This window comes from Streptomyces sp. NBC_00829 (genome assembly GCF_045161795.1).
Lineage (GTDB): Bacteria > Actinomycetota > Actinomycetes > Streptomycetales > Streptomycetaceae > Streptomyces.
In genome coordinates this window covers 3,122,379-3,142,109 of the sequence record NZ_CP108867.1, presented here as the reverse complement: position 1 = coordinate 3,142,109, position 19,731 = coordinate 3,122,379, and the positions used below count along the sequence as shown (strand labels likewise).

The 19,731-nt window shown below is 69.9% G+C and carries 16 protein-coding genes, 2 pseudogenes and 1 riboswitch; of the genes and pseudogenes, 14 read left to right on the top strand and 4 right to left on the bottom strand.

Translation table 11 applies throughout. The features are described from left to right. Positions 1 to 624 precede the first annotated feature (624 nt). Together OG293_RS13330 and OG293_RS13325 are read left to right on the top strand one after the other, a co-directional pair. Positions 625 to 1,242 carry a DUF3455 domain-containing protein gene (locus OG293_RS13330; RefSeq protein ID WP_405999019.1) on the top strand — a complete coding sequence of 206 codons (618 nt, stop codon included), beginning with the start codon at positions 625 to 627 and terminating at the stop codon, positions 1,240 to 1,242. Positions 1,243 to 1,318: 76 nt separating this feature from the next. Next, positions 1,319 to 1,438: pseudogene (locus OG293_RS13325) on the top strand (IS5/IS1182 family transposase); the annotation flags it as partial. A 27-nt stretch (positions 1,439 to 1,465) separates the two neighbouring features. Here the strand turns inward: OG293_RS13325 and OG293_RS13320 are convergent. Then, entirely contained in the window at positions 1,466 to 1,993 is a 528-nt protein-coding gene (locus tag OG293_RS13320) for a hypothetical protein (protein WP_406003853.1), read from the bottom strand. A 198-nt stretch (positions 1,994 to 2,191) separates the two neighbouring features. Between OG293_RS13320 and OG293_RS13315 the strand changes: the two genes are divergently transcribed. The 7 genes from OG293_RS13315 to OG293_RS13285 all read left to right on the top strand — a co-directional run bounded on the left by OG293_RS13315 (position 2,192) and on the right by OG293_RS13285 (position 12,479). Beyond that, entirely contained in the window at positions 2,192 to 4,561 is a 2,370-nt protein-coding gene (locus tag OG293_RS13315; RefSeq protein ID WP_405999018.1) for an LPXTG cell wall anchor domain-containing protein, read from the top strand. 315 nt (positions 4,562 to 4,876) lie between these two features. Further along, entirely contained in the window at positions 4,877 to 6,361 is a 1,485-nt protein-coding gene (locus OG293_RS13310) for an aldehyde dehydrogenase family protein (RefSeq protein WP_405999017.1), read from the top strand. A gap of 16 nt (positions 6,362 to 6,377) precedes the next feature. Then, positions 6,378 to 7,913 carry a GMC family oxidoreductase gene (locus OG293_RS13305; RefSeq protein WP_405999016.1) on the top strand — a complete coding sequence of 512 codons (1,536 nt, stop codon included), beginning with the start codon at positions 6,378 to 6,380 and terminating at the stop codon, positions 7,911 to 7,913. Further along, positions 7,910 to 9,028, top strand: coding sequence for a glycine betaine/L-proline ABC transporter ATP-binding protein (locus OG293_RS13300; RefSeq protein WP_405999015.1), 1,119 nt, complete (start codon positions 7,910 to 7,912; stop codon positions 9,026 to 9,028). The genes OG293_RS13305 and OG293_RS13300 overlap by 4 nt, the downstream gene beginning before the upstream one ends. Positions 9,029 to 9,068: 40 nt before the next feature. Next, positions 9,069 to 11,021, top strand: coding sequence for an ABC transporter permease (locus OG293_RS13295; protein WP_406003585.1), 1,953 nt, complete (start codon positions 9,069 to 9,071; stop codon positions 11,019 to 11,021). A gap of 1 nt (position 11,022) precedes the next feature. Then, positions 11,023 to 11,988, top strand: a complete 966-nt coding sequence (locus OG293_RS13290) for an ABC transporter substrate-binding protein (RefSeq protein ID WP_405999014.1) — start codon at positions 11,023 to 11,025, stop codon at positions 11,986 to 11,988. Continuing rightward, positions 11,961 to 12,479 carry a hypothetical protein gene (locus OG293_RS13285; RefSeq protein WP_405999013.1) on the top strand — a complete coding sequence of 173 codons (519 nt, stop codon included), beginning with the start codon at positions 11,961 to 11,963 and terminating at the stop codon, positions 12,477 to 12,479. Before OG293_RS13290 ends, OG293_RS13285 begins: the two co-directional genes overlap by 28 nt. A gap of 50 nt (positions 12,480 to 12,529) precedes the next feature. Here the strand turns inward: OG293_RS13285 and OG293_RS13280 are convergent, their stop codons facing one another. Beyond that, a complete protein-coding gene (locus tag OG293_RS13280) occupies positions 12,530 to 12,664 on the bottom strand; it encodes a hypothetical protein (RefSeq protein WP_406003852.1) in 135 nt (44 codons plus the stop codon). On the opposite strand from OG293_RS13280, the pseudogene OG293_RS13275 reads away from it, so the two are divergent. After that, positions 12,651 to 12,761: pseudogene (locus OG293_RS13275) on the top strand (PLP-dependent aminotransferase family protein); the annotation flags it as partial. The gene OG293_RS13280 and the pseudogene OG293_RS13275 sit on opposite strands and share 14 nt — an antisense overlap. Before the next feature lie 28 nt (positions 12,762 to 12,789). On the opposite strand, the gene OG293_RS13270 reads toward OG293_RS13275, so the two are convergent. After that, positions 12,790 to 13,644, bottom strand: coding sequence for a hypothetical protein (locus tag OG293_RS13270; RefSeq protein ID WP_406003584.1), 855 nt, complete (start codon positions 13,642 to 13,644; stop codon positions 12,790 to 12,792). A 122-nt stretch (positions 13,645 to 13,766) separates the two neighbouring features. Between OG293_RS13270 and OG293_RS13265 the strand changes: the two genes are divergently transcribed. Both OG293_RS13265 and OG293_RS13260 read left to right on the top strand, forming a co-directional pair. After that, complete coding sequence (locus OG293_RS13265; protein WP_405999012.1) at positions 13,767 to 14,042, top strand: hypothetical protein; 276 nt, start codon at positions 13,767 to 13,769, stop codon at positions 14,040 to 14,042. A 221-nt stretch (positions 14,043 to 14,263) separates the two neighbouring features. After that, positions 14,264 to 15,445: a glutathionylspermidine synthase family protein gene (locus tag OG293_RS13260; protein ID WP_405999011.1), complete on the top strand. Its 1,182-nt coding sequence runs from the start codon at positions 14,264 to 14,266 to the stop codon at positions 15,443 to 15,445. Between the two features lie 99 nt (positions 15,446 to 15,544). Here OG293_RS13260 and rocD read toward each other — a convergent pair whose 3' ends face one another. Next, positions 15,545 to 16,750, bottom strand: coding sequence for an ornithine--oxo-acid transaminase (gene rocD / locus OG293_RS13255; RefSeq protein ID WP_405999010.1), 1,206 nt, complete (start codon positions 16,748 to 16,750; stop codon positions 15,545 to 15,547). A 121-nt stretch (positions 16,751 to 16,871) separates the two neighbouring features. After that, positions 16,872 to 16,962, top strand: a riboswitch (ZMP/ZTP riboswitch). A 101-nt stretch (positions 16,963 to 17,063) separates the two neighbouring features. Here rocD and glyA point away from each other — a divergent pair. Together glyA and trpS are read left to right on the top strand one after the other, a co-directional pair. Continuing rightward, positions 17,064 to 18,329, top strand: a complete 1,266-nt coding sequence (glyA, locus tag OG293_RS13250; RefSeq protein WP_405999009.1) for a serine hydroxymethyltransferase — start codon at positions 17,064 to 17,066, stop codon at positions 18,327 to 18,329. A gap of 236 nt (positions 18,330 to 18,565) precedes the next feature. Beyond that, the gene (gene trpS / locus OG293_RS13245; protein WP_405999008.1) at positions 18,566 to 19,579 is read left to right on the top strand and encodes a tryptophan--tRNA ligase; all 1,014 of its coding nucleotides are present in this window, start codon (positions 18,566 to 18,568) and stop codon (positions 19,577 to 19,579) included. Positions 19,580 to 19,731: the final 152 nt, after the last annotated feature.

Here is a 19,731-nt window from a genome sequence, read left to right as displayed (position 1 = left end):
GGGGGAGAATGCGGATCGGATGCGGAAGTCCGCATCCGCCGCTCCCCTTACCTCTTCTCGGTCGGCCCGGTCGTGCGCGTCGTACTGCATTTTCGGGAACCCGGAGACCAGAAAAGCACGCAGGCCAAAAGGGTCATAGCATCACAGTGCGATGGATTCTGGCAAGAGCAACAGCCCGCGGGTCGTAACATTTCGGTCGCTTCGGTGTGGCGTTTCGGTCCTCGTGCCAAAGATTTCGGGACCCTGCGAAGGAGATCGAGGCGGGTTCATCACGCTGCTCTGACCTGCAGTGATTCATAACATCTGCTCTCCGCGTCCGGGGTTGGGCACTCCTCTGCCACGACGTTCCGGCACATCCCCGCAATGAGTCCGGCGATGGCTGAGTGCCTGGTGGACCCGGTGCGTACATCAGGGCGCAGAGCGGATCTCCGCACCGGTCGAATGGCTGGGAAGGATGCCGGTAATCACCATCAAAGTAGCTCCGGAAATGCGAATGTTCGCGGTTGACATCCGCTCCGGAGAATGGAGAAGGTGAGGCCGGAAAGCGCGCAGTGCCTTCGTTCCCCGAAATGCATCCTTTCGCGCTTGCGATTGCTTGTACGTGATGACGAAATGAGGAGTGGAATGTCCAGGAAACGAACTGCCACCGGGAAAAAGAAGATCGCCTGGCTGGTTGCGGGCGTCGGAATAGTCGGGGGCGGCTTCGCCGTGACGACCGGATCCGGCTTCGCGTCTCAGCCCGGGGTCCAGGCCGCCGCGCCCCAGGCTGCCGCCGAGGCGCAGGGCAAGGTCGAGCGCAGATTCACGGCGTCGGTGGTCTCTGGCGTCCAGATCTACGCCTGCACCAAGCAGGCGGACAACACCTTCGCCTTCACCCAGCGCGGCGTCCGCGCCACCCTTCAGGGCGGCATCAAGCACTCGTTCGTCAACCCGGACTCCGGCCCCCCGCAGTGGATCGCCCGCGACGGCAGTGCCGTGACCGGCAAGGTGGCGAGCAAGACCCCGCACGGTGCGGGCAACATCCCCGAACTGGAGCTGACCGCCACACAGTCGGGCAAGTCCACCGGCAAGCTGTCCGAGGTGGTGAAGATCCGCCGCTTGAACACCAGCGGCGGCGTGGCCCCGGCCGGGGCCTGTGACCCGGCGAAGACTCCGACCACCGAAGTGCGCTACGGCGCCGACTACGAGTTCATCAGTCTGTGCAAGCGCACGCCCGCGCCCTCGACTCCGGCCCGCCTGTGACCCGCCTCTGACACGCAGGGCATTCCGGCACTCCCAGATGAAGGGATCCCGGCAGATCCCGGCGGCCTTCACACCGTCTGAGGCCGATGAGGATCTGAACTGGGCCGTCTCGGTGGACTCCACGATCGTGCGCGCTCATCAGCATGCGGCCGGGGCCCGTACCAGGGCCCCGGCCGCCGAGCCGGACGAGCGCGCCGCCCCTTTCCCCGCACCGGCCGGCGACTCAGTCCGCGACGCTGTGGCGCCATCGTGTGAAGCGGGCGTACCAGGTGAACACGTCGTGCAGGTGGCTGTCGGGAGAGGCGTACAGGGAGCGGATCCTGCTCGCGGGGTCGATGACCGGGACCGGAACAAAGCCGTCATCGTCGTCATCGCCGGTGTCCAGCCGGGCGCACTCGTCCGCGGTCATGTTCTCGCGGGCAATGGTCACCAGTGGGTGGCCGCCCGCCACAACCGGCTCGTCGGGCTCGTCCGGGTCGCAGCGCCATGACGCTCCGCAGTGGCGTACCTGGACCTCGCCCAGGTACCAGGCCGCAACGGACAGCAGGACGGTGTCGCGTGCCCCGTCGGTCTCCTCCCACGTCGAGAACCGGCTGCGGATCAGCCTTTCGAGACGGTCCAGCGACGACGGGCCGAAGTCCCAGCCACCCCCGTGCGCGGCGTCCCATGCGGGGAAGTCGGCCTGCTGCGCGGCCAGCCACGCGTTCAGCCGGGGGTTGTCGGCCCACGCGGGCGTGTCGATGTCATCCACGGAATCACCCTAAGGCAGATGCTCATGGGCTCGTAAAGATCCTGTGAGCAAAGGGAGTTGACCCGTGACGCGCAGGAAATATCGTATGCCGCCGCAGCAACTCGACGCCTAGTGTGGGTAGTTGCGGCGCCACACACGTCACGGGGGCCCCTGGCGCCGCACGCCATCTGTAGACAGGGCTCCCGTTGGAGAACCCTCGTGACTCAACCGATACCGCCGCGTCGGCGACGCATGTGGATACGCGCCGCGGTCGCCTTCAGCTGCGCCGGCGTGCTCACCTTCACCGGTCTTCCCGGCCTTCAGGGCACTGCCCACGCGGCGAAGGGGAAGCGCTGCGACGACACGTTCAAGCTGACCGGCAACCCTGGCTCGGACTTCCCGTGGGAGCAGTCGATCCACGTCCGGGACAAGAGGAACTGGGACTCGTACACCTACGACGCCCCGCGCCAGTCCCTGGACGGCCTGACCCTCAAGGGCACCAAGGACGAGCAGAGGAAGTTCCTGGAAAGCCTCGACAAGCCCTACACGGACTACCCCAAGGGCAGCCCGGACCGCGTCTACGCCCAGTACCGGGACTACCTCACGAGGAACTCCTGGCAGGACACCCGCTACGGCGGCTTCGAGAAGTGGCTGTCGGACGCCTGGATCCTGCCGAACAACAACAACCGCCGCGGCTACTTCTTCGAGAAGAAGGTCGTCAAGGACATGCGCCTGCTCGGTCCTGACTGGCTGTGTCAGGAAGACGTCCCCGTCCTGGACAAGGACGGCAAGCCGGTCATGAAGGACGGCAAGCCAGTCGTGCGCAAGTTCGACGCCGTCAACTACAAGACCAACCAGTTCCTGGAGTTCAAGGCCGGCCCGACGCGCGACACCAATCAGGACTTCGCCAACGAGAAGTTCCTGGAGGACCCGCGGCGCAAGAACGCCCGCATCACCTACGTCAACGGCGAGTCGAAGGACGGCGCCACCGGCAGGTACCTCGAGCGGCTGAGCGAGAAGGGCGGAATGGACGACAAGGGCCGCCCCAGGGTCACCGCCTACGAGCACCGCTCCACCAGCAAGCCCGACTACACGCGCGGCAAGTACTCCAAGCCCGACACCAACTTCAGCCCCGGAGGCAACAACCGCGCCGCCGGCGGAGCATCCCGGATCATCGACGGCTCCGCTCCCTCCCCGAAGGAGATGAAGGAGCGCATGGACCGTATCCGCGCGGCCGATCCGAACGGCATGCGTGGACGGGGGGCCGGCGGCGTCGACTTCTCCACCCTCGAACTCTCCTACGTCGGCAAGCCGGTCAAGGGCAAGGGTCTGCCGTACGCGTTCTCCGCACAGAAGGTCGACGAGGACGCGGGGCTCGGCTACGGCGGCAAGGCCACGTCGCAGCTCATCTCCGACTCCTTCCTCACCTGGCTCGCGCTCACCCCGGACAAGTTCTGGGTCAACCTCAACCCGGACGAGCCCGACCGCGTCATGGACAGGAAGTTCGGCCAGACCGACGCCGGACGTGTCCTGCTCGTGGCCGACCTGGAGATGAAGCACGACTACGCCAAGGCCATGGATCCCCGCGTGGCCCCGGGCAAGCAGTACTGGGACGCCATGCGCGCGGCGAACATCCCCTGCGGCACCGTCGTCCGCAACTGGATCGTTCCCCAGCCCGCGAAGGTCCGGGAACAGGACGGTGGCATCTACATCCTCGACGCACCGCTGAAGGTCAACTCCGAAGCGTCCGACGTCGACACCCCCAGCCCCAACGGTGACTGCGAACTCACCCAGGCCCAGCGCCAGACGTCCCAGCGACTGGTCAACCAGTTCATCATCCCGCTCGTGGAGAAGAAGGTGAACGAGGCGCCCGCATACGCGGACCTGCGCCGCACCTACACCGCCCGCGTCGCCGCCGAGTGGATCCGTCAGCAGGACGCCCGGCAGGCCACCGACTACCGGCCGGTCATCAACAGCAACGACGTCACCCGGTGGCCTCTGCGGGGCGAGAACAAGAACTGGAAGCCGAAGCAGACCTTCGACGACTACGTGAAGTCGTTCACCAAGGGCGACTACAGCTACCCCTGCGAGATGAACGGGCAGAACAAGACCTGCGTCATGGGCGGCGTCGACTTCTCCAAGGCCCCCAAGCGCAACACCACCCGCGTCCAGTTCACCGCCGAGCACCGGCACCTGCCGCGCACCACGAAGATCTCCACCGGCGCGATGACCGACGACGCCGAGAACGAGAGCCTGCTGCTCCTGGGCGGCAGCACCGACACCCAGACCGGTGACGGCGGCGACGACGACACGGACCCGAAGCCCACGCCCACGCCCACGCCCACCCCCACCGGTTCGAAGCCGACCGGCCGGCCCTCCACCCCGGCCCCCGACCCGACTGCTCCCGACCCGGGCGGCCCGAAGCCGGACGGCAACAAGCCCGCCCCCGACGGCGGCCTCGCCCACACCGGCTCCGACACCCCCGTCGGCCTCATCAGCGGCATCGCCGCGGCCCTCGCGGCCTCCGGCGCGGCACTCGTCTGGTGGCGCCGCCGCAGGACAGCCGGTCCTCGGACGCCTGTCGGGTGAGACGACGTCGGCCCCCGCACCCGCTTTTCGGGCAGGGTGCGGGGGCCGGCGCCGGAGCTGAACGCCTGCTGGAACGGAGCAGGCGGGACGGGCGCCGCCGGACGCCCGGTGAGCACGGCCGGGCAGGTCGCGGACCTGGCTCAGGTGTGAGCCGCGCCACCTGTCTTCGCCCGCCGCGGGGACATAGCTGGTGAACAAGTGACACCGGACACTTCCGGTTACCCGTTGCGCATGGATTCCTGCCCGAGGGGCAGGCGCCCCGTCCGCTGGCCCTGCCAGCAGGAAATCCATCAGTAACGGAAGGCAAAACGGGACGTGTCGGCACAATTGACCATTCATGTGGGCGGAGAGTGGCGCGGCGCCGCATCCGGCACCGCGCGCGAGATACTCGACCCCGCTGACGGGACCGTGTTCGCCGTCGTCGCCGAGGGCGGCGTGAAGGACACGGACGCCGCGGTCGCCGCGGCGCGTGCCGCGTTCGACCACGGTGAGTGGCCGCGTACCCCCGTCGCCGAGCGGGCAGCCGTGCTGCGGCGCGTCGCGGACCTGCTTCAGCGGAACCGGGAGGCGCTCGCCGAGCTGGAGAGCCGGGACGCGGGCAAGACCGTCGAGGAAGGGCGCGTCGACGTCGACTGCGTCAGCGACGCCTTCCGCTACTTCGCGGACCTCGTCATCAACGAGAGCGCGGGACGCGTCGTCGACGCCGGTTCGCCGGACATCCACAGTGTGGTCGTCCACGAGCCCGTCGGCGTCTGCGCCCTGATCACTCCGTGGAACTACCCACTCCTCCAAGCGAGTTGGAAGATTGCCCCGGCGCTGGCCGCCGGCAATACCTTTGTGATCAAGCCGAGCGAGATCACTCCGCTCACCACCGTCGAGCTGATCCAGCTGCTGGAGGAGGCGGGCCTGCCCTCCGGAGTGGCGAACATCGTCACCGGCCCGGGCGACACCGTCGGCGCCCGGCTGTCCGAACACCCCGACGTCGACCTCGTGTCGTTCACCGGCGGACTCACCAGCGGTACGAAGGTGATGCGCGCCGCCGCCGACAGCGTCAAGAAGGTCGCCCTCGAACTCGGCGGCAAGAACCCCAACGTCGTCTTCGCCGACGCCTGCGCGAGCTACGAAGGCTTCGACACCGCCGTCGACCAGGCCCTCAACGCCGCCTTCATCCACAGCGGACAGGTCTGCTCCGCCGGATCACGGCTCATCGTCGAGGAGTCCCTGCGGGAGCGCTTCGTCGCCGAACTCGCCCGGCGCGCCGAGAAGATCCGCCTCGGTCGCGGGACCGACGACGGTGTCGAGTGCGGCCCCCTCGTATCGAGGCAGCAGCTCGCGAGGACCGAGGAGTACGTCGCCTCCGCGCTGGCCGAAGGCGCCGTGCTGCGGGCCGGCGGACAGCGGCCCGCCGGTGACGGGTACTTCTACCGGCCCACCGTCCTCGACCAGTGCAACCGCACCATGCGCGTCGTCCGCGAAGAGATCTTCGGGCCCGTCCTGACCGTCGAGACGTTCCGCACGGAGGACGAGGCCGTCAGCCTCGCCAACGACACCGAGTACGGGCTCGCGGGCGCCGTCTGGAGCGCCGACGCGGGCCGGGCGCGGCGCGTCGCGGGGCGGCTGCGGCACGGGACCGTCTGGATCAACGACTTCCACCCGTACCTCCCGCAGGCCGAGTGGGGCGGCTTCGGCAAGTCCGGCATCGGGCGCGAACTCGGCCCCTCCGGTCTCGCCGAGTACCGCGAGACCAAGCACATCTACCAGAACCTCGCCCCGCGCCCCCTGCGCTGGTTCGCGGGCTGACGGGAGGGAGCAGACCATGACCAGGTACGACTATGTCGTCGTCGGCGGCGGTACCGCCGGATCGGTGCTCGCCTCCCGGCTCACCGAGGACCCGGACGTCACCGTCGCCGTCATCGAGGGCGGGCCGAGCGATGTCGGCCGGGACGACGTCCTCACCCTGCGGCGGTGGACGGGACTGCTCGGCGGCGAACTCGACTACGACTACCCCACCACCGAACAGCCCCGCGGTAACTCCCACATCAGGCACAGCCGTGCCCGGGTGCTCGGCGGCTGCTCCTCCCACAACACCCTCATCGCCTTCCGGCCGCTGCCGTCCGACTGGGACGAGTGGGCGGCTGCCGGGGCCGAGGGCTGGGACGCGGCTGCCATGGACCCGTACTTCGACCGGCTGCGGAACAACATCGTCCCGGTCGACGAGGCGGACCGTAACGCCGTCGCCCGCGACTTCGTCGACGCCGCCCGAGCGGCGCTCGGCGTCCCGCGCGTCGAAGGCTTCAACAAGAAGCCCTTCCACGAAGGCGTCGGCTTCTTCGACCTCGCGTACCACCCGGAGAACAACAAGCGCTCCTCCGCCTCGGTCGCCTATCTCCACCCCTTCCTGGACCGGCCGAACCTCCATATCGCCCTGGAGACCTGGGCGTACCGGCTGGAGCTGGAGGGCACGCGGGCGACCGGCGTGCAGGTGTGGACGAAGGACGGTGAGGAGCGGTTCGTCGGTGCGACGCGCGAGGTCCTCGTCTGCGCGGGCGCGGTCGACACCCCGCGGCTGCTGCTGCACTCCGGCATCGGCCCCCGCGCCGACCTCGAAGCCCTCGGCATCCCGGTCGTCCACGACCTGCCGGGCGTCGGCGAGAACCTCCTCGACCACCCGGAGTCGGTGATCGTCTGGGAGACACACGGGCCCATCCCCGGCAACTCGGCGACGGACAGCGACGCGGGCCTGTTCGTACAGCGTGATCCCGCAGCTCAGGGCCCGGACCTGATGTTCCACTTCTACCAGATCCCCTTCACCGACCATCCCGAGCGGCTGGGCTACGAACGGCCCGCGCACGGCGTGTCGATGACACCGAACATCCCCAAGCCACGCAGCCGCGGCCGGCTCTTTCTGACCAGCGCGGACCCGCACGCCAAGCCCGCTCTCGACTTCCGCTACTTCACGGACGAGGACGACCACGACGGCCGCACGCTCGTCGACGGGATCAAGATCGCCCGCGAGATCGCCGCGGCCCGGCCGCTGGCCGGCTGGCTCAAGCGGGAGGTCTGCCCGGGGCCGGAGATCACCTCCGACGAAGACCTGAGCGAGTACGCCCGCAAGGTCGCCCACACCGTCTACCACCCCGCCGGTACGTGCCGCATGGGCGCGGCCGACGACGAACAGGCCGTGGTGGCACCGGACCTGAGGATCCGGGGGCTCGACGGCATCAGGATCGCCGACGCGTCCGTCTTCCCGACCATTCCGGCCGTGAACCCGATGATCGGGGTGCTCATGGTCGGCGAGAAATGCGCGGAGCTGCTCGCAGTGGCGCCCGAGGAAAGGGGTCCCGTCCGATGACCGGAGCCGGAACGAGCAAGGCAACGAATACGGGGACCACGACCGCCGTCGCAGCCCCGGGCAGCGACGGAACACAAGCGCCGGCCGTCTTCTCGGTGCGCGACCTGTGGAAGGTCTTCGGGCCGAGGGCGGACCGGATACCCGGCTCCGAACTCGCCGCGCTTCCCGCCGCCGAACTGCGCGAACGCACCGGCTGCACCGCCGCCGTTCGCGACGTCTCCTTCGACGTGCGCAAGGGCGAGGTCTTCGTCGTCATGGGCCTCTCCGGTTCCGGCAAGTCGACCCTTGTGCGCTGTCTGACCCGGCTGATCGAGCCGACGTCCGGGTCGGTCGCCATCGACGGCGAGGACGTGCTGGCGATGAGCCCGGCGCGGCTGCGCGAACTGCGCCGCCACCGTGCCTCCATGGTCTTCCAGCACTTCGGGCTGCTCCCGCACCGCTCGGTGATCGACAACGTGGCCTACGGGCTGGAGATCCAGGGCCTCGGGAAGGCGGCCCGCCGCGAGAAGGCGGCCGAGATCGTCGCCAAGGTCGGCCTCGAAGGCATGGAGAGCCGCAGGCCGAGCCAGCTCTCCGGCGGTCAGCAGCAGCGCGTCGGACTCGCCCGCGCGCTCGCCGTCGACCCCGAAGTGCTCCTCTTCGACGAGCCGTTCAGCGCGCTCGACCCGCTGATCCGCCGTGACATGCAGGAGGAGGTCATCCGGCTCCACCGCGAGGAGGGCCGCACCATGATCTTCATTACGCACGATCTGAGCGAGGCGCTGAAACTGGGCGACCGCATCGCGCTGATGCGGGACGGCCGGATCGTGCAGCTGGGCACGCCCGAGGAGATCGTGGGCTCGCCCGCCGACGAGTACGTCCGGGACTTCGTGCGCGATGTGCCGCGCGAGCAGGTGATGACGGTCCGTACGGCGATGCGCCCCGCGGTCGCGGGCGAGGCCGAGGCGGGTCCGTCGATCGGCCCCGACGCGACCGTCTTCGAGGCGATCGAGGCGGTTGCCCGCAGCGGCGTGTCGGCGCGGGTCGTCGAGAACGGCCGGTGTCTTGGCGTGGTCGACCACGCGGGCCTGCTCGGGGTCGTGGCGGGCGTGCCGACCGGGAAGGCGGCGGCATGAGGTGCGCGAAACCCGCCGGGAACCCGAGGCGGTGGCGCCGATGACCGCCGTCACCACGCTCGTACGCAAGGCCGGCCCCGCGACCCGCGGGCCGCTCTCGAACCCTGCCGTCCGCAGGCTCCTGCCGCTCGCCCTCGCCGTGATCGTGCTCGTACCGCTCGGCATCACCTTCGCGGGCAGCAACTGGCCGGACTCGCTCTCCGTCGACCCGTCCGGGCCGCTCGGCCACGCCAGCGACTGGATCATCGACAACCGGGACAGCCACCCGCTGTTCCTCTACTTCTTCGGGCACATCAGCAACGCCGTCGTCCTGTCCGTGCGCGGCGTCTACCTGGTGCTGCTCGCCGGCGGCTGGGCCGGAGTCACCGCCGCGGCCGGACTGATCGCCTGGCGGGTCGCCGGTGTGCGCCTCGCCCTCGGCGCGGTCGCCGCGTTCGCCGCCTGCGGACTGCTCGGCATGTGGGTGCCGACCATGCAGACCCTCGCCCTGATGGTGGTCGCGGTCGCCGCGTCCGTCGCCGTCGGGGCGCTGCTCGGGCTTGCGGCCGGGCTCTCGGACCGTACGAACAGGGCCCTGCGGCCCGTCCTCGACACCATGCAGGTGCTGCCCGCGTTCGCGTATCTCCTGCCGGTGGTCCTCGTCTTCGGCATCGGCGTCCCGGCCGCGGTCCTCGCGACCGTGGTGTACGCGGCTCCGCCGATGGCCCGGCTCACCGCGCTCGGTCTGCGCGGCGCCGACAGCGGGGTCATGGAAGCCGCCGCCTCACTCGGCGCGACGGCCCGGCAGCGGCTGCTGACCGCCCGGCTCCCGCTGGCCCGCAAGGAACTGCTGCTCGGCGTCAACCAGTCGATCATGATGGCCCTCTCGATGGCCGTCATCGCGTCCGTGATCGGCGCCGGCGGCCTGGGCGACCGGGTCTACCAGGCCCTCGCCTCCGTCGACGTGGGCGCGGCGCTCGCCGCGGGCATCCCGATCGTGCTGCTCGCCGTCGTCCTGGACCGCACCGCGGGCGCGGCGGGGGAGCGGATCGGCACCGAGCCGGACAGCCGCCCGGGTCTGCGCCGGGCCCTGGCGGGGGTCGCGGTCGTGGCCGTCGCGGTCGCGGGGCGCCTCGCCGGCCGGCTCACCTGGCCCGACGACTGGACGGCCGACATCGCCGAGCCCGTCAACCGTGCCGTCGACTGGATGACCGCGCACCTCTACTCCGGTGTCCCCGTCGTCGGCGGCACCGCCGACTGGGCCGCCCACTTCACCACCTGGGTCCTCGACCCCGTACGGCAAGGCCTCCAGGCGCTGCCCTGGTGGTCCGTCCTGCTGATCGTGGGCGTCCTCGCGCTGCTGATCGGCACCTGGCGCACCGCCCTGACCGCCGTCGTCGCGATGGCGGCGATCGGGGTGCTCGGGGTGTGGGACCCGGCGCTGGACACCCTCTCGCAGGTCCTCGCCGCCGTCGCGGTCACGCTGGTACTCGGCTTCGCCGTGGCCGTGGCCGCGGCCCGCAGCACGCGCCTCGAACGGCTGCTCCGCCCGGTGCTCGACATCTTCCAGACCATGCCGCAGTTCGTCTACCTCATCCCCGTCGTCGCGCTGTTCGGCGTGGGGCGGGCCCCGGCGGTGGCCGCGGCCGTCGTCTACGCGCTGCCCGCCGTCGTACGCATCACCACCCAGGGCCTGCGCGGTGTCGACCCGGCGGCGACGGAGTCCTCGCGCTCCCTGGGCGCGACCGCGACGCAGCAGCTGTGGCAGGTTCAACTTCCCCTTGCCCGGCCCGCGTTGCTCCTCGCCGTCAACCAGGGCGTCGTTCTCGTCCTCGCCGTCGTCATCATCGGCGGCCTGGTCGGCGGGGGAGCCCTCGGCTACGACGTGGTGTTCGGCCTGGCCCAGGGCGACCTGGCGACCGGCCTCGTCGCGGGCGCGGCGATCGTCTGCCTCGGCCTGATGCTCGACCGGATCACACAGCCGACGGAACGCCGCGCCGGAAAGGGGGCCTGAGATGGCCGCTCGTACAAGAATCACCGCACTCGCCGCCGCTGCCGCGCTCATGGCGCTCACCGGCTGCGGCGCCGCCGACATGACCAAGCAGTCGTCGCCGTACGCGGCAGCCCAGGGCGCGAAGACGGTCACCCTCTCCGTCCAGTCGTGGGTGGGCGCGCAGGCCAATGTCGCCGTGGCGAAATATCTGCTCGAACACGAGCTGGGCTACCGCGTCGACACGGTTCAGGTCGACGAGGTGCCCGCTTGGGACGCCCTCAGCCAGGGGCGGGTGGACGCGATCCTGGAGGACTGGGGCCACCCGGAGCAGGAACAGCGGTACGTCAAGGACAAGAAGACGATCGCGCCCGGCGGCGAACTCGGCGTGACCGGCCACATCGGCTGGTTCGTCCCTGCGTACTTCGCCGAGGCCCATCCGGACGTGACCGACTGGAGGAACCTCGACAAGTACGCCGACCGGCTCCGTACGGCGGAGAGCGGTGGCAAGGGGCAGCTCCTGGACGGTTCGCCGTCGTACATCACCAACGACAAGGCGCTGGTCTCGAACCTGAAGCTCGACTACCAGGTCGTGTTCTCCGGTTCGGAGGCGGCGCAGATCACCCAGATCAAGCAGTTCGCCAAGGAGAGGAAACCCTTCCTCACCTACTGGTACAAGCCGCAGTGGCTGTTCGAGAAGGTGCCGATGACGGAGGTGAAGCTTCCTCCGTACAAGGAGGGCTGCGACGCCGACCCGAAGAAGGTGGCCTGCGCCTATCCGCACACGCCGCTGCAGAAGTTCCTCAACGCGGGGTTCGAGAAGTCAGGCGGGAAGGCGGCTGCCTTCCTGAAGAACTTCGCCTGGACCACCAAGGAGCAGAACGACGTCGCGCTGATGATCGCCGACCGGAAGATGTCGCCGGAGGCGGCGGCGGAGAAATGGGTCAAGGAGAACGGGCCGACATGGAAGGCCTGGCTGGCGAAGAAGTAGCCCGCCGGCTCTCGATGGTCGCCCGCCTGTGGTCGCGTTCGCCGCCGCTGCGGGGACGGTCCGCCGCCTCTGCCGCCGGTCCGCCACCTCTGAAAGGGCTCAAGTGGCTTGAACGGACGGCGGGCGCGTACGAGGATCGGTGCATGTTCGGACTCGGCAGGCAGCAGCAACTCAACGTACTGGTCCTGCGTGACGCGGACGGCATCGCTGATGCCGTCCGCGCCGCGCTGTCCACGGCAACCCCGGAGGAGCGCCCCGGACTGGAGCGCGCCGCCGCCATCGTCGCCGAGGCCGCGGACACCTCGGTCGCCGAACTGCGGGGCCGCTGGGTGCGCCAGCAGCTGGACGCGGCCGGCATCAAGGAACCCGCGGACTCGATCAACGCGATCAAGGCGCTGCGGCAGGCGGAGCCGGGGCTGAGCCTGCTGTCGGCGGTGAACCTGGCGAAGGACGCCGAGGCGACCAGGCCTGGTCCGCAGACAACGCCCTAGGGTCTTCCGACCGGACCAGGTCGAGCACGGCAAGGTCCGAACGAAAGACCCTAGTTCCGGCGCAGGGTCTCGGCGATCTTCCGTACCGCCTCCATCGCCCTGCTGTGCAGGCCCGGACCGAAGGTGATCCGGGTCGCGCCCAGGCGTCCCAGTTCGGGGATGGGCGGGCTCCGGCACAAGGACACGCCGGCGGGGAGGGACGCCCTGGTGGTGGGGTACGGGACGCCACCGGACAGCGCATGGACACCCGCGCTGGACGCGCTGTGCCGGGCGCTGCCGTGAGGCCGTGACGTCCACGGCCTTCAGGTTTTCATGCGGGGGCAGCGGGTTCGGGCGCCTCACCCGGGACGGCCGGAGGCTCGCCGAACCGCGCCAGCGCGAGCGCGCCCGCCACCGCGACCGCGAAGCCCGTGATCGCCAGCCACTCCAGACCCTCCCGGGTCCGGTCGCCCAGCCACACCACTCCCACGACCGCCGGACCGATCGTCTCGCCCAGCACCAAGCCGGCCGTGGCCGTCGTCACCGAGCCGCGCTGCAGGGCGGAGGTGAGCAGCAGGAACGCCGCGCCGCCGCCGATCAGCAGCGCGTACAGGGCCGGGTTGGCGAGCACTTCGGGCAGCGCCAGCGAATCGATCAGCCGGACCGAGACCTCGACGACGCCGAAACCGAAGCCCGCGCCGAGGCCGAGGGCAAGCGCGCGCGGCTTGCCGGGAAGGCGGCCCGCCGCCGCGCCCAGCAGCAGCACGCCGAACGCCACGCCCAGCATCGACCAGCGCAGCGCGGTCGATCCCGTGCGGTCACCCTCTTCGCCCGAGGAGAGCGCGAGCATCGCCAGACCGGCGCAGACCACGCCGACCGCGGCCCACTCGGTGCCGCTGAGGCGGACATGGAGGAGGCGGGCCGCGACGACCGCGGTGACCGCGAGGCTGGCGGCGAGCGCCGCACCGACGACATAGATGGGGAGGGAGAGCAGGGCGATGATCTGAAGGACGAAACCGAGGCCGTCCAGGCCGAGACCGACGAGATAACGCCACTGGCGCAGGGCGCGCAGCAGCAGTGCGGCGTCCACGCCGGAGCCGGTACCCGGCTCCGTGGCGCGGGCGGCGACGGCCTGGAAGACGGAGGCCGTGCCGAAGCAGACCGCGGAACCGAGCGCGCAGAGCATCCCAAAGAGCACAAAGCGACTGTAGATGAGGAGGGTTGGCGGGCCGGGTTTCCAGGCGGGCGGGGCGGCCCTCTAGTCTGTCCGGCGGCTCACTGGCTGGAATCGAACGGGGAGACGGGCTGATGGCGGGACGCAGGCTGAGGTCGGGCACGGTCGTGCTCGGTGGCATGGGGATGCTCGCGGCGACGCTGACCTCCTGCGGCTCGGACCCGGACCGGCGCTGCGTCGATCCGGTGACCTACGAGAAGCTGCCCAGCTACGAGTGCGACGACAGTGACGGCAGCGGCCGGTACTACTACGGCGGCAACTACCGCAACGGCAAGGCCGGCGGCGGCAGCTTCGACCGGTCGGCCGTCGAGAGCGGCGGTTTCGGCCACTCCGGTTCCAGCGGCGGCTAGGTTCCTTCGTCTGGATCAGGCCGGATCGGTGAGCGGTGCGAGGGCACGCGAGCCCGGCAGGATCCAGCGAGAGGCCCCAGCCCCGGGGGCATGGGGACGCACGGACACACGGACACACGGACACACGGGCTTTCGGGCACACCGGCACGCGCGAGCGAAGGCGTGGACGGCGGACAGGCGGACAGGTAGATGAGCGTACGAGCGGGCGAGGCGCGCCGAGCATGAAGCGGCACACCATCGAACCCCGGCCCGGCTGGCAGGAGATCGTCGAGGAGCAGGGCCTCGTCTATCCGCTCACCCGCTATCCCGACGAATCCCTGCGTCCCTACTGGGACGAGAGCGCCTACTACTCCTTCTCGCTGCCCGAGGTCGAGGCCCTGGAAGAAGTCGTCGAGGAACTGCACGCCCTGTGCCTGGCCGCCGCCGCGCACATGGTCGAGCACGACCGCTTCGCCGATCTCGGCATCACCGACCCGAGGCTCGCCTCGCTGATCGCCGAATCCTGGCGACGGCGTGACGAACTCCCCTCCGTCTACGGCCGGTTCGATCTGCGCTACGACGGCACGGGGCCGGCCAAAATGCTGGAGTACAACGCCGACACCCCCACGTCCCTCGTCGAGGCCGCCAGTCCCCAGTGGTTCTGGATGGAGGATCGTTTCCCCGGCGCCGACCAGTGGAACTCCCTCCACGAGCGCCTGATCGACGCCTGGAAACGACAGGCGCCCCTGCTGCCGCCCGGGCCGCTGCACTTCGTCCACTCGGACGGCGACGAACTGGGCGAGGATCTGATGACCGTGGCGTATCTGCGCGAGACCGCGGAACAGGCGGGGCTCGCCACCGAGGCACTGTCCGTCGAACGGATCGGCTGGGACCGGCTGTCCGGACGCTTCGTCGACGACCGGCTGCGGTTCATCCGCAGCTGCTTCAAGCTCTATCCGTGGGAGTGGCTGACCACCGACCGCTTCGGACCGCACGTCCTCGACACGCTGGACAACGGCGGCGGCACCGGCACCACCTGCTGGATAGAGCCGGCCTGGAAGATGCTGCTCTCCAACAAGGCGCTGCTGGCGGTCCTGTGGGAACTGAACCCGGGCCACCCGAACCTGCTCCCCGCCTATCTCGACGGCCCGCGCGAACTCGCCGCCGAGCGGGGGTACGTCGCCAAGCCGCTCCTCGGCCGGGAGGGTGCGGGCGTCACGCTCCACGAGCCGGGCGCCGAGCCGGTGCTGCGGGACGAGCCGTGCTGCTACCAGGAGCTCGCTCCGCTGCCGGACTTCGAAGGCAACCGTGTGGTGCTCGGCGCCTGGGTGGTCGAGGACGAGGCGGCGGGCCTCGGCATCAGGGAGTCGGCGGGGCCGGTCACGGACGAGTACGCCCGCTTCCTGCCCCACGTCATCCTCTGACGTCCCGGCCTCTGACGCCCAGGCCTCCCGTCGTCGGCGGCCCCGCCGCGAGGCGCGGCACCAGGGCACGCGAGCCCGGCAAGATCCAAACGAGAGACCCTAGGCCCCGAGCACCGCCCTGAACTGGTCCAGGCCCCAGTCCAGGTCCTCCTTGCTGATCACCAGCGGCGGGGCGATCCTGATCGTCGAACCGTGGGTGTCCTTGACCAGGACTCCGCGGTCCATCATCTTCTCGGAGATCTCGCGGCCCGTGCCGTGGCTCGGCACGATGTCGACGCCTGCCCACAGCCCGCGGCCGCGTACCGCCTCCACCGCGCCACCGCCGGTCAACAGGCCCAGCTCATGGTGGAGGTGCTCACCCAGCTCGGTGGCGCGCTGCTGGAACTCGCCGGAGCGCAGCATCGCGATCACCTCCAGGGCCACCGCGCAGGCGAGCGGATTGCCGCCGAAGGTCGAGCCGTGCTCACCGGGACGGTAGACACCGAGCACGTCGCGGGAGGAGACGACCGCCGACACCGGGACGACACCGCCGCCCAGCGCCTTGCCCAGCACATACATGTCCGGCACGACGCCCTCGTGCTCGCAGGCGAACGTCTTGCCGGTCCGGCCGAGGCCGGACTGGATCTCGTCCGCGATGAAGAGCACATTCCGCTCGCGGGTCAGCTGCCGGACCCGGGCCAGATACCCGGGCGGCGGCACCAGCACCCCGGCCTCGCCCTGGATCGGCTCCAGCAGCACGGCCACGGCGTTCTCGGTGAGCGCCGCCTCCATCGCGGTCAGATCCCCGTACGGAACGATCTCGAAGCCGGGGGTGTACGGACCGAAGTCCGCCCGTGCCTCCTGGTCCGTCGAGAAGCTGATCACTGTGGTCGTGCGGCCGTGGAAGTTGTTCGCGGCCACGACGATCTTCGCCATGTTGTCCGGGACGCCCTTGACCCGGTATCCCCATTTCCGGGCGGTCTTCACGGCGGTCTCCACCGCCTCCGCCCCGGTGTTCATCGGCAGCACCATCTCCATGCCGCACAACTCGGAGAGCTGTGTGCAGAAGTCGGCGAACCGGTCGTGGTGGAACGCGCGGGAGGTGAGCGTGACTCTCTCCAGCTGCGCCTTGGCGGCGTCGATCAACCGGCGGTTTCCGTGGCCGAAATTGAGCGCCGAGTACCCGGCGAGCATGTCGAGGTAGCGGCGCCCCTCGACATCGGTCATCCACGCGCCGTCCGCCGAGGCGACGACAACGGGGAGCGGGTGGTAGTTGTGCGCGCTGTGGGCCTCAGCAGAGGCGATGGCGCTCTCCGATTGCGACACGGGATCTCCGTTCACGTAGTGACAAGGTATTCGGCGTGGGACGGGGTGTGCCCCTGTTTCTATCGTCGCTCGTATGGCGGACGAAGAAACCTTGCTGCGGGGTGGGGCCGCTAGGCTGGACAGTACGCACGGCGACTGGCGTACGGGGAAGTAACCCCGAGGGAACCGCGCGCGGAAGATCACACGAGGTGCCGCCCGCCTGGGCACCGCGGGACACGTCCCGTGTGGTGCCGCGCGTCCTCCCGTTTCGTCGAGGGGAATCCCGAGCGGCATCCCGGGACCACGACCAGCACGGATCGCCCCGGAGGACACCATGACTCTTCCCCTGCCGCACCCCGCGCTCCAGGCCGCGGACCCCGAGCTTGCGGCCCTCGTCGGCGCCGAGGAACAGCTTCAGGCCGACACCCTTCGCCTCATCCCCAGCGAGAACTACGTATCCCGAGCCGTCCTGGAAGCCTCCGGGACGGTCTTGCAGAACAAGTACAGCGAGGGCTACGCCGGCCGCCGCTACTACGAGGGCCAGCAGAACATCGACCAGGTGGAACGGCTCGCCGTCGCCCGGGCCAAGGCCCTCTTCGGCGTCGAGCACGCCAATGTCCAGCCCTACTCCGGCTCGCCGGCCAACCTCGCCGTCTATCTCGCCTTCGCCGAGCCCGGTGACACCGTGATGGGCATGGCCCTGCCGATGGGCGGCCACCTCACCCACGGCTGGGGCGTCTCCGCCACCGGCCGGTGGTTCCGCGGCGTCCAGTACGGCGTGCGCCAGGACACCGGGCTGATCGACTTCGACGAGGTGCGCGAACTCGCGCTCAAGGAGCGACCGAAGATCATCTTCTGCGGTGGCACGGCCCTTCCCCGCACGATCGACTTCGCCGCGTTCGCGGACATCGCCCAGGAGTCCGGAGCGGTCCTGGTCGCCGACGTCGCCCATATCGCCGGTCTGATCGCGGGCGGCGCCCACCCCTCGCCGGTCCCGCACGCGGACGTGGTCTCCACGACCACCCACAAGACCCTCCGCGGGCCGCGTGGTGCGATGCTGATGTCCCGCGAGGAGCACGCCAAGGCGATCGACAAGGCCGTTTTCCCCGGCCTCCAGGGCGGTCCCCACAACCAGACCACCGCCGCCATCGCGGTCGCACTCCACGAGGCGGCCCAGCCCTCCTTCCGCGACTACGCCCACGCGGTCGTGGCCAACGCCCGCGCGCTTGCCGAAGAACTGCTGGCCCGCGGCTTCGATCTGGTCTCCGGCGGCACCGACAACCATCTGATCCTGATGGACCTCACCCCCAAGAACGTCCCCGGCAAGGTGGCGGCGAAGGCGCTCGACCGGGCGGGGATCGTCGTCAACTACAACACGGTGCCCTATGACCCGAGGAAGCCGTTCGACCCGTCCGGCGTCCGTATCGGCACCCCCTCGCTCACCTCCCGCGGTCTCGGCACGCAGCACATGGCCGCTGTCGCCGAGTGGATCGACCGGGGGGTGACCGCGGCCGGAACCGGCGACGAGGACGCTCTGGCCGCGATCCGCGCCGAGGTCGCCGAGCTGATGGCCGCATTCCCCGCGCCCGGCCTCTCCTAAGGGCCCGGGGCCCCCGCCGTCGGCGGGCCCGGCCCCAGGGCCTGTGAGTGGCCCCGGGGCCGGGCTCTGGGGGAGGCCCCGGGTGTCCGGCCGTCTGCCGGACACCCGGGGCAGCTGCCGCCACCGGCCCCCAGGGCCACCCGGCGAGCGCCCGCAGCCGCACCGCCGAGCACACGGTGTTTCCGTTGATGCACCGGCGGCCGGAGATCGGTTCCACACCTGAGAGAATGATGAACATGGCCTCAGACCGACCCCGCGCGCTCTCCGGTATCCAGCCCACCGCAGGCTCGTTCCACCTCGGGAACTACCTCGGTGCGATCCGCCAGTACGTGGCGCTTCAAGAGACCCACGACGCCTTCTACATGGTCGTGGATCTGCACGCGATCACCGTGCCCCAGGACCCGGCCGAGCTGCGGGCCAACACCCGCCTCGCCGCGGCCCAGCTGCTCGCCGCGGGACTCGACCCCGAGCGCTGCACCCTCTTCATCCAGAGCCACGTCCCCGAGCACGCCCAGCTCGGCTGGATCATGAACTGCATCACCGGCTTCGGCGAGGCCTCCCGGATGACACAGTTCAAGGACAAGTCCGCCAAGCAGGGCACCGACCGCGCCACCGTCGGTCTCTTCACGTACCCGATACTGCAGGTCGCGGACATCCTGCTCTACCAGGCGAACGCCGTCCCGGTCGGTGAGGACCAGCGCCAGCACATCGAGCTCACCCGTGACCTCGCCGAGCGTTTCAACACCCGCTACGGCCGGACGTTCACCATCCCGGCGCCGCACATCGTCAAGGAGGTCGCGAAGATCTACGACCTCCAGGACCCGTCGATCAAGATGAGCAAGTCGGCGTCCACCCCCAAGGGCCTGATCAATCTGCTCGACGAGCCCAAGGCGACCGCCAAGAAGGTCAAGAGCGCCGTCACGGACACCGACACGGTCATCCGTTTCGACCCGGTGGAGAAGGCGGGCGTGTCCAACCTCCTCACCATCCACTCCACGCTCTCCGGCAAGACCGTCGCCGAGCTGGAGGCGGAGTACGAGGGCAAGATGTACGGCGCGCTGAAGACGGACCTCGCCGACATCGTGGTGGATTTCGTCACACCGTTCCGGAGCCGTACGCAGGAATATCTGGACGACCCCGAGACGCTGGACTCGATCCTGGCCAAGGGGGCCGAGAAGGCCCGCGCGGTCGCCGCCGAGACCCTGGCCTCGGCATTCGACAAGCTCGGGTTCCTTCCCGCCAAGCACTGAACCACGCACCGGACGACGTTTCGGGCGGGATGTCCGGACCGTGCTGATCGGTGCCGATTCCGTAGCGCGTCGTCACGGAATCAGCACTGTGTCCAGGGACTCTGGCCACACATGGTGTGCAGCCGCCACACTGGCGGCTGCACACCATTCCT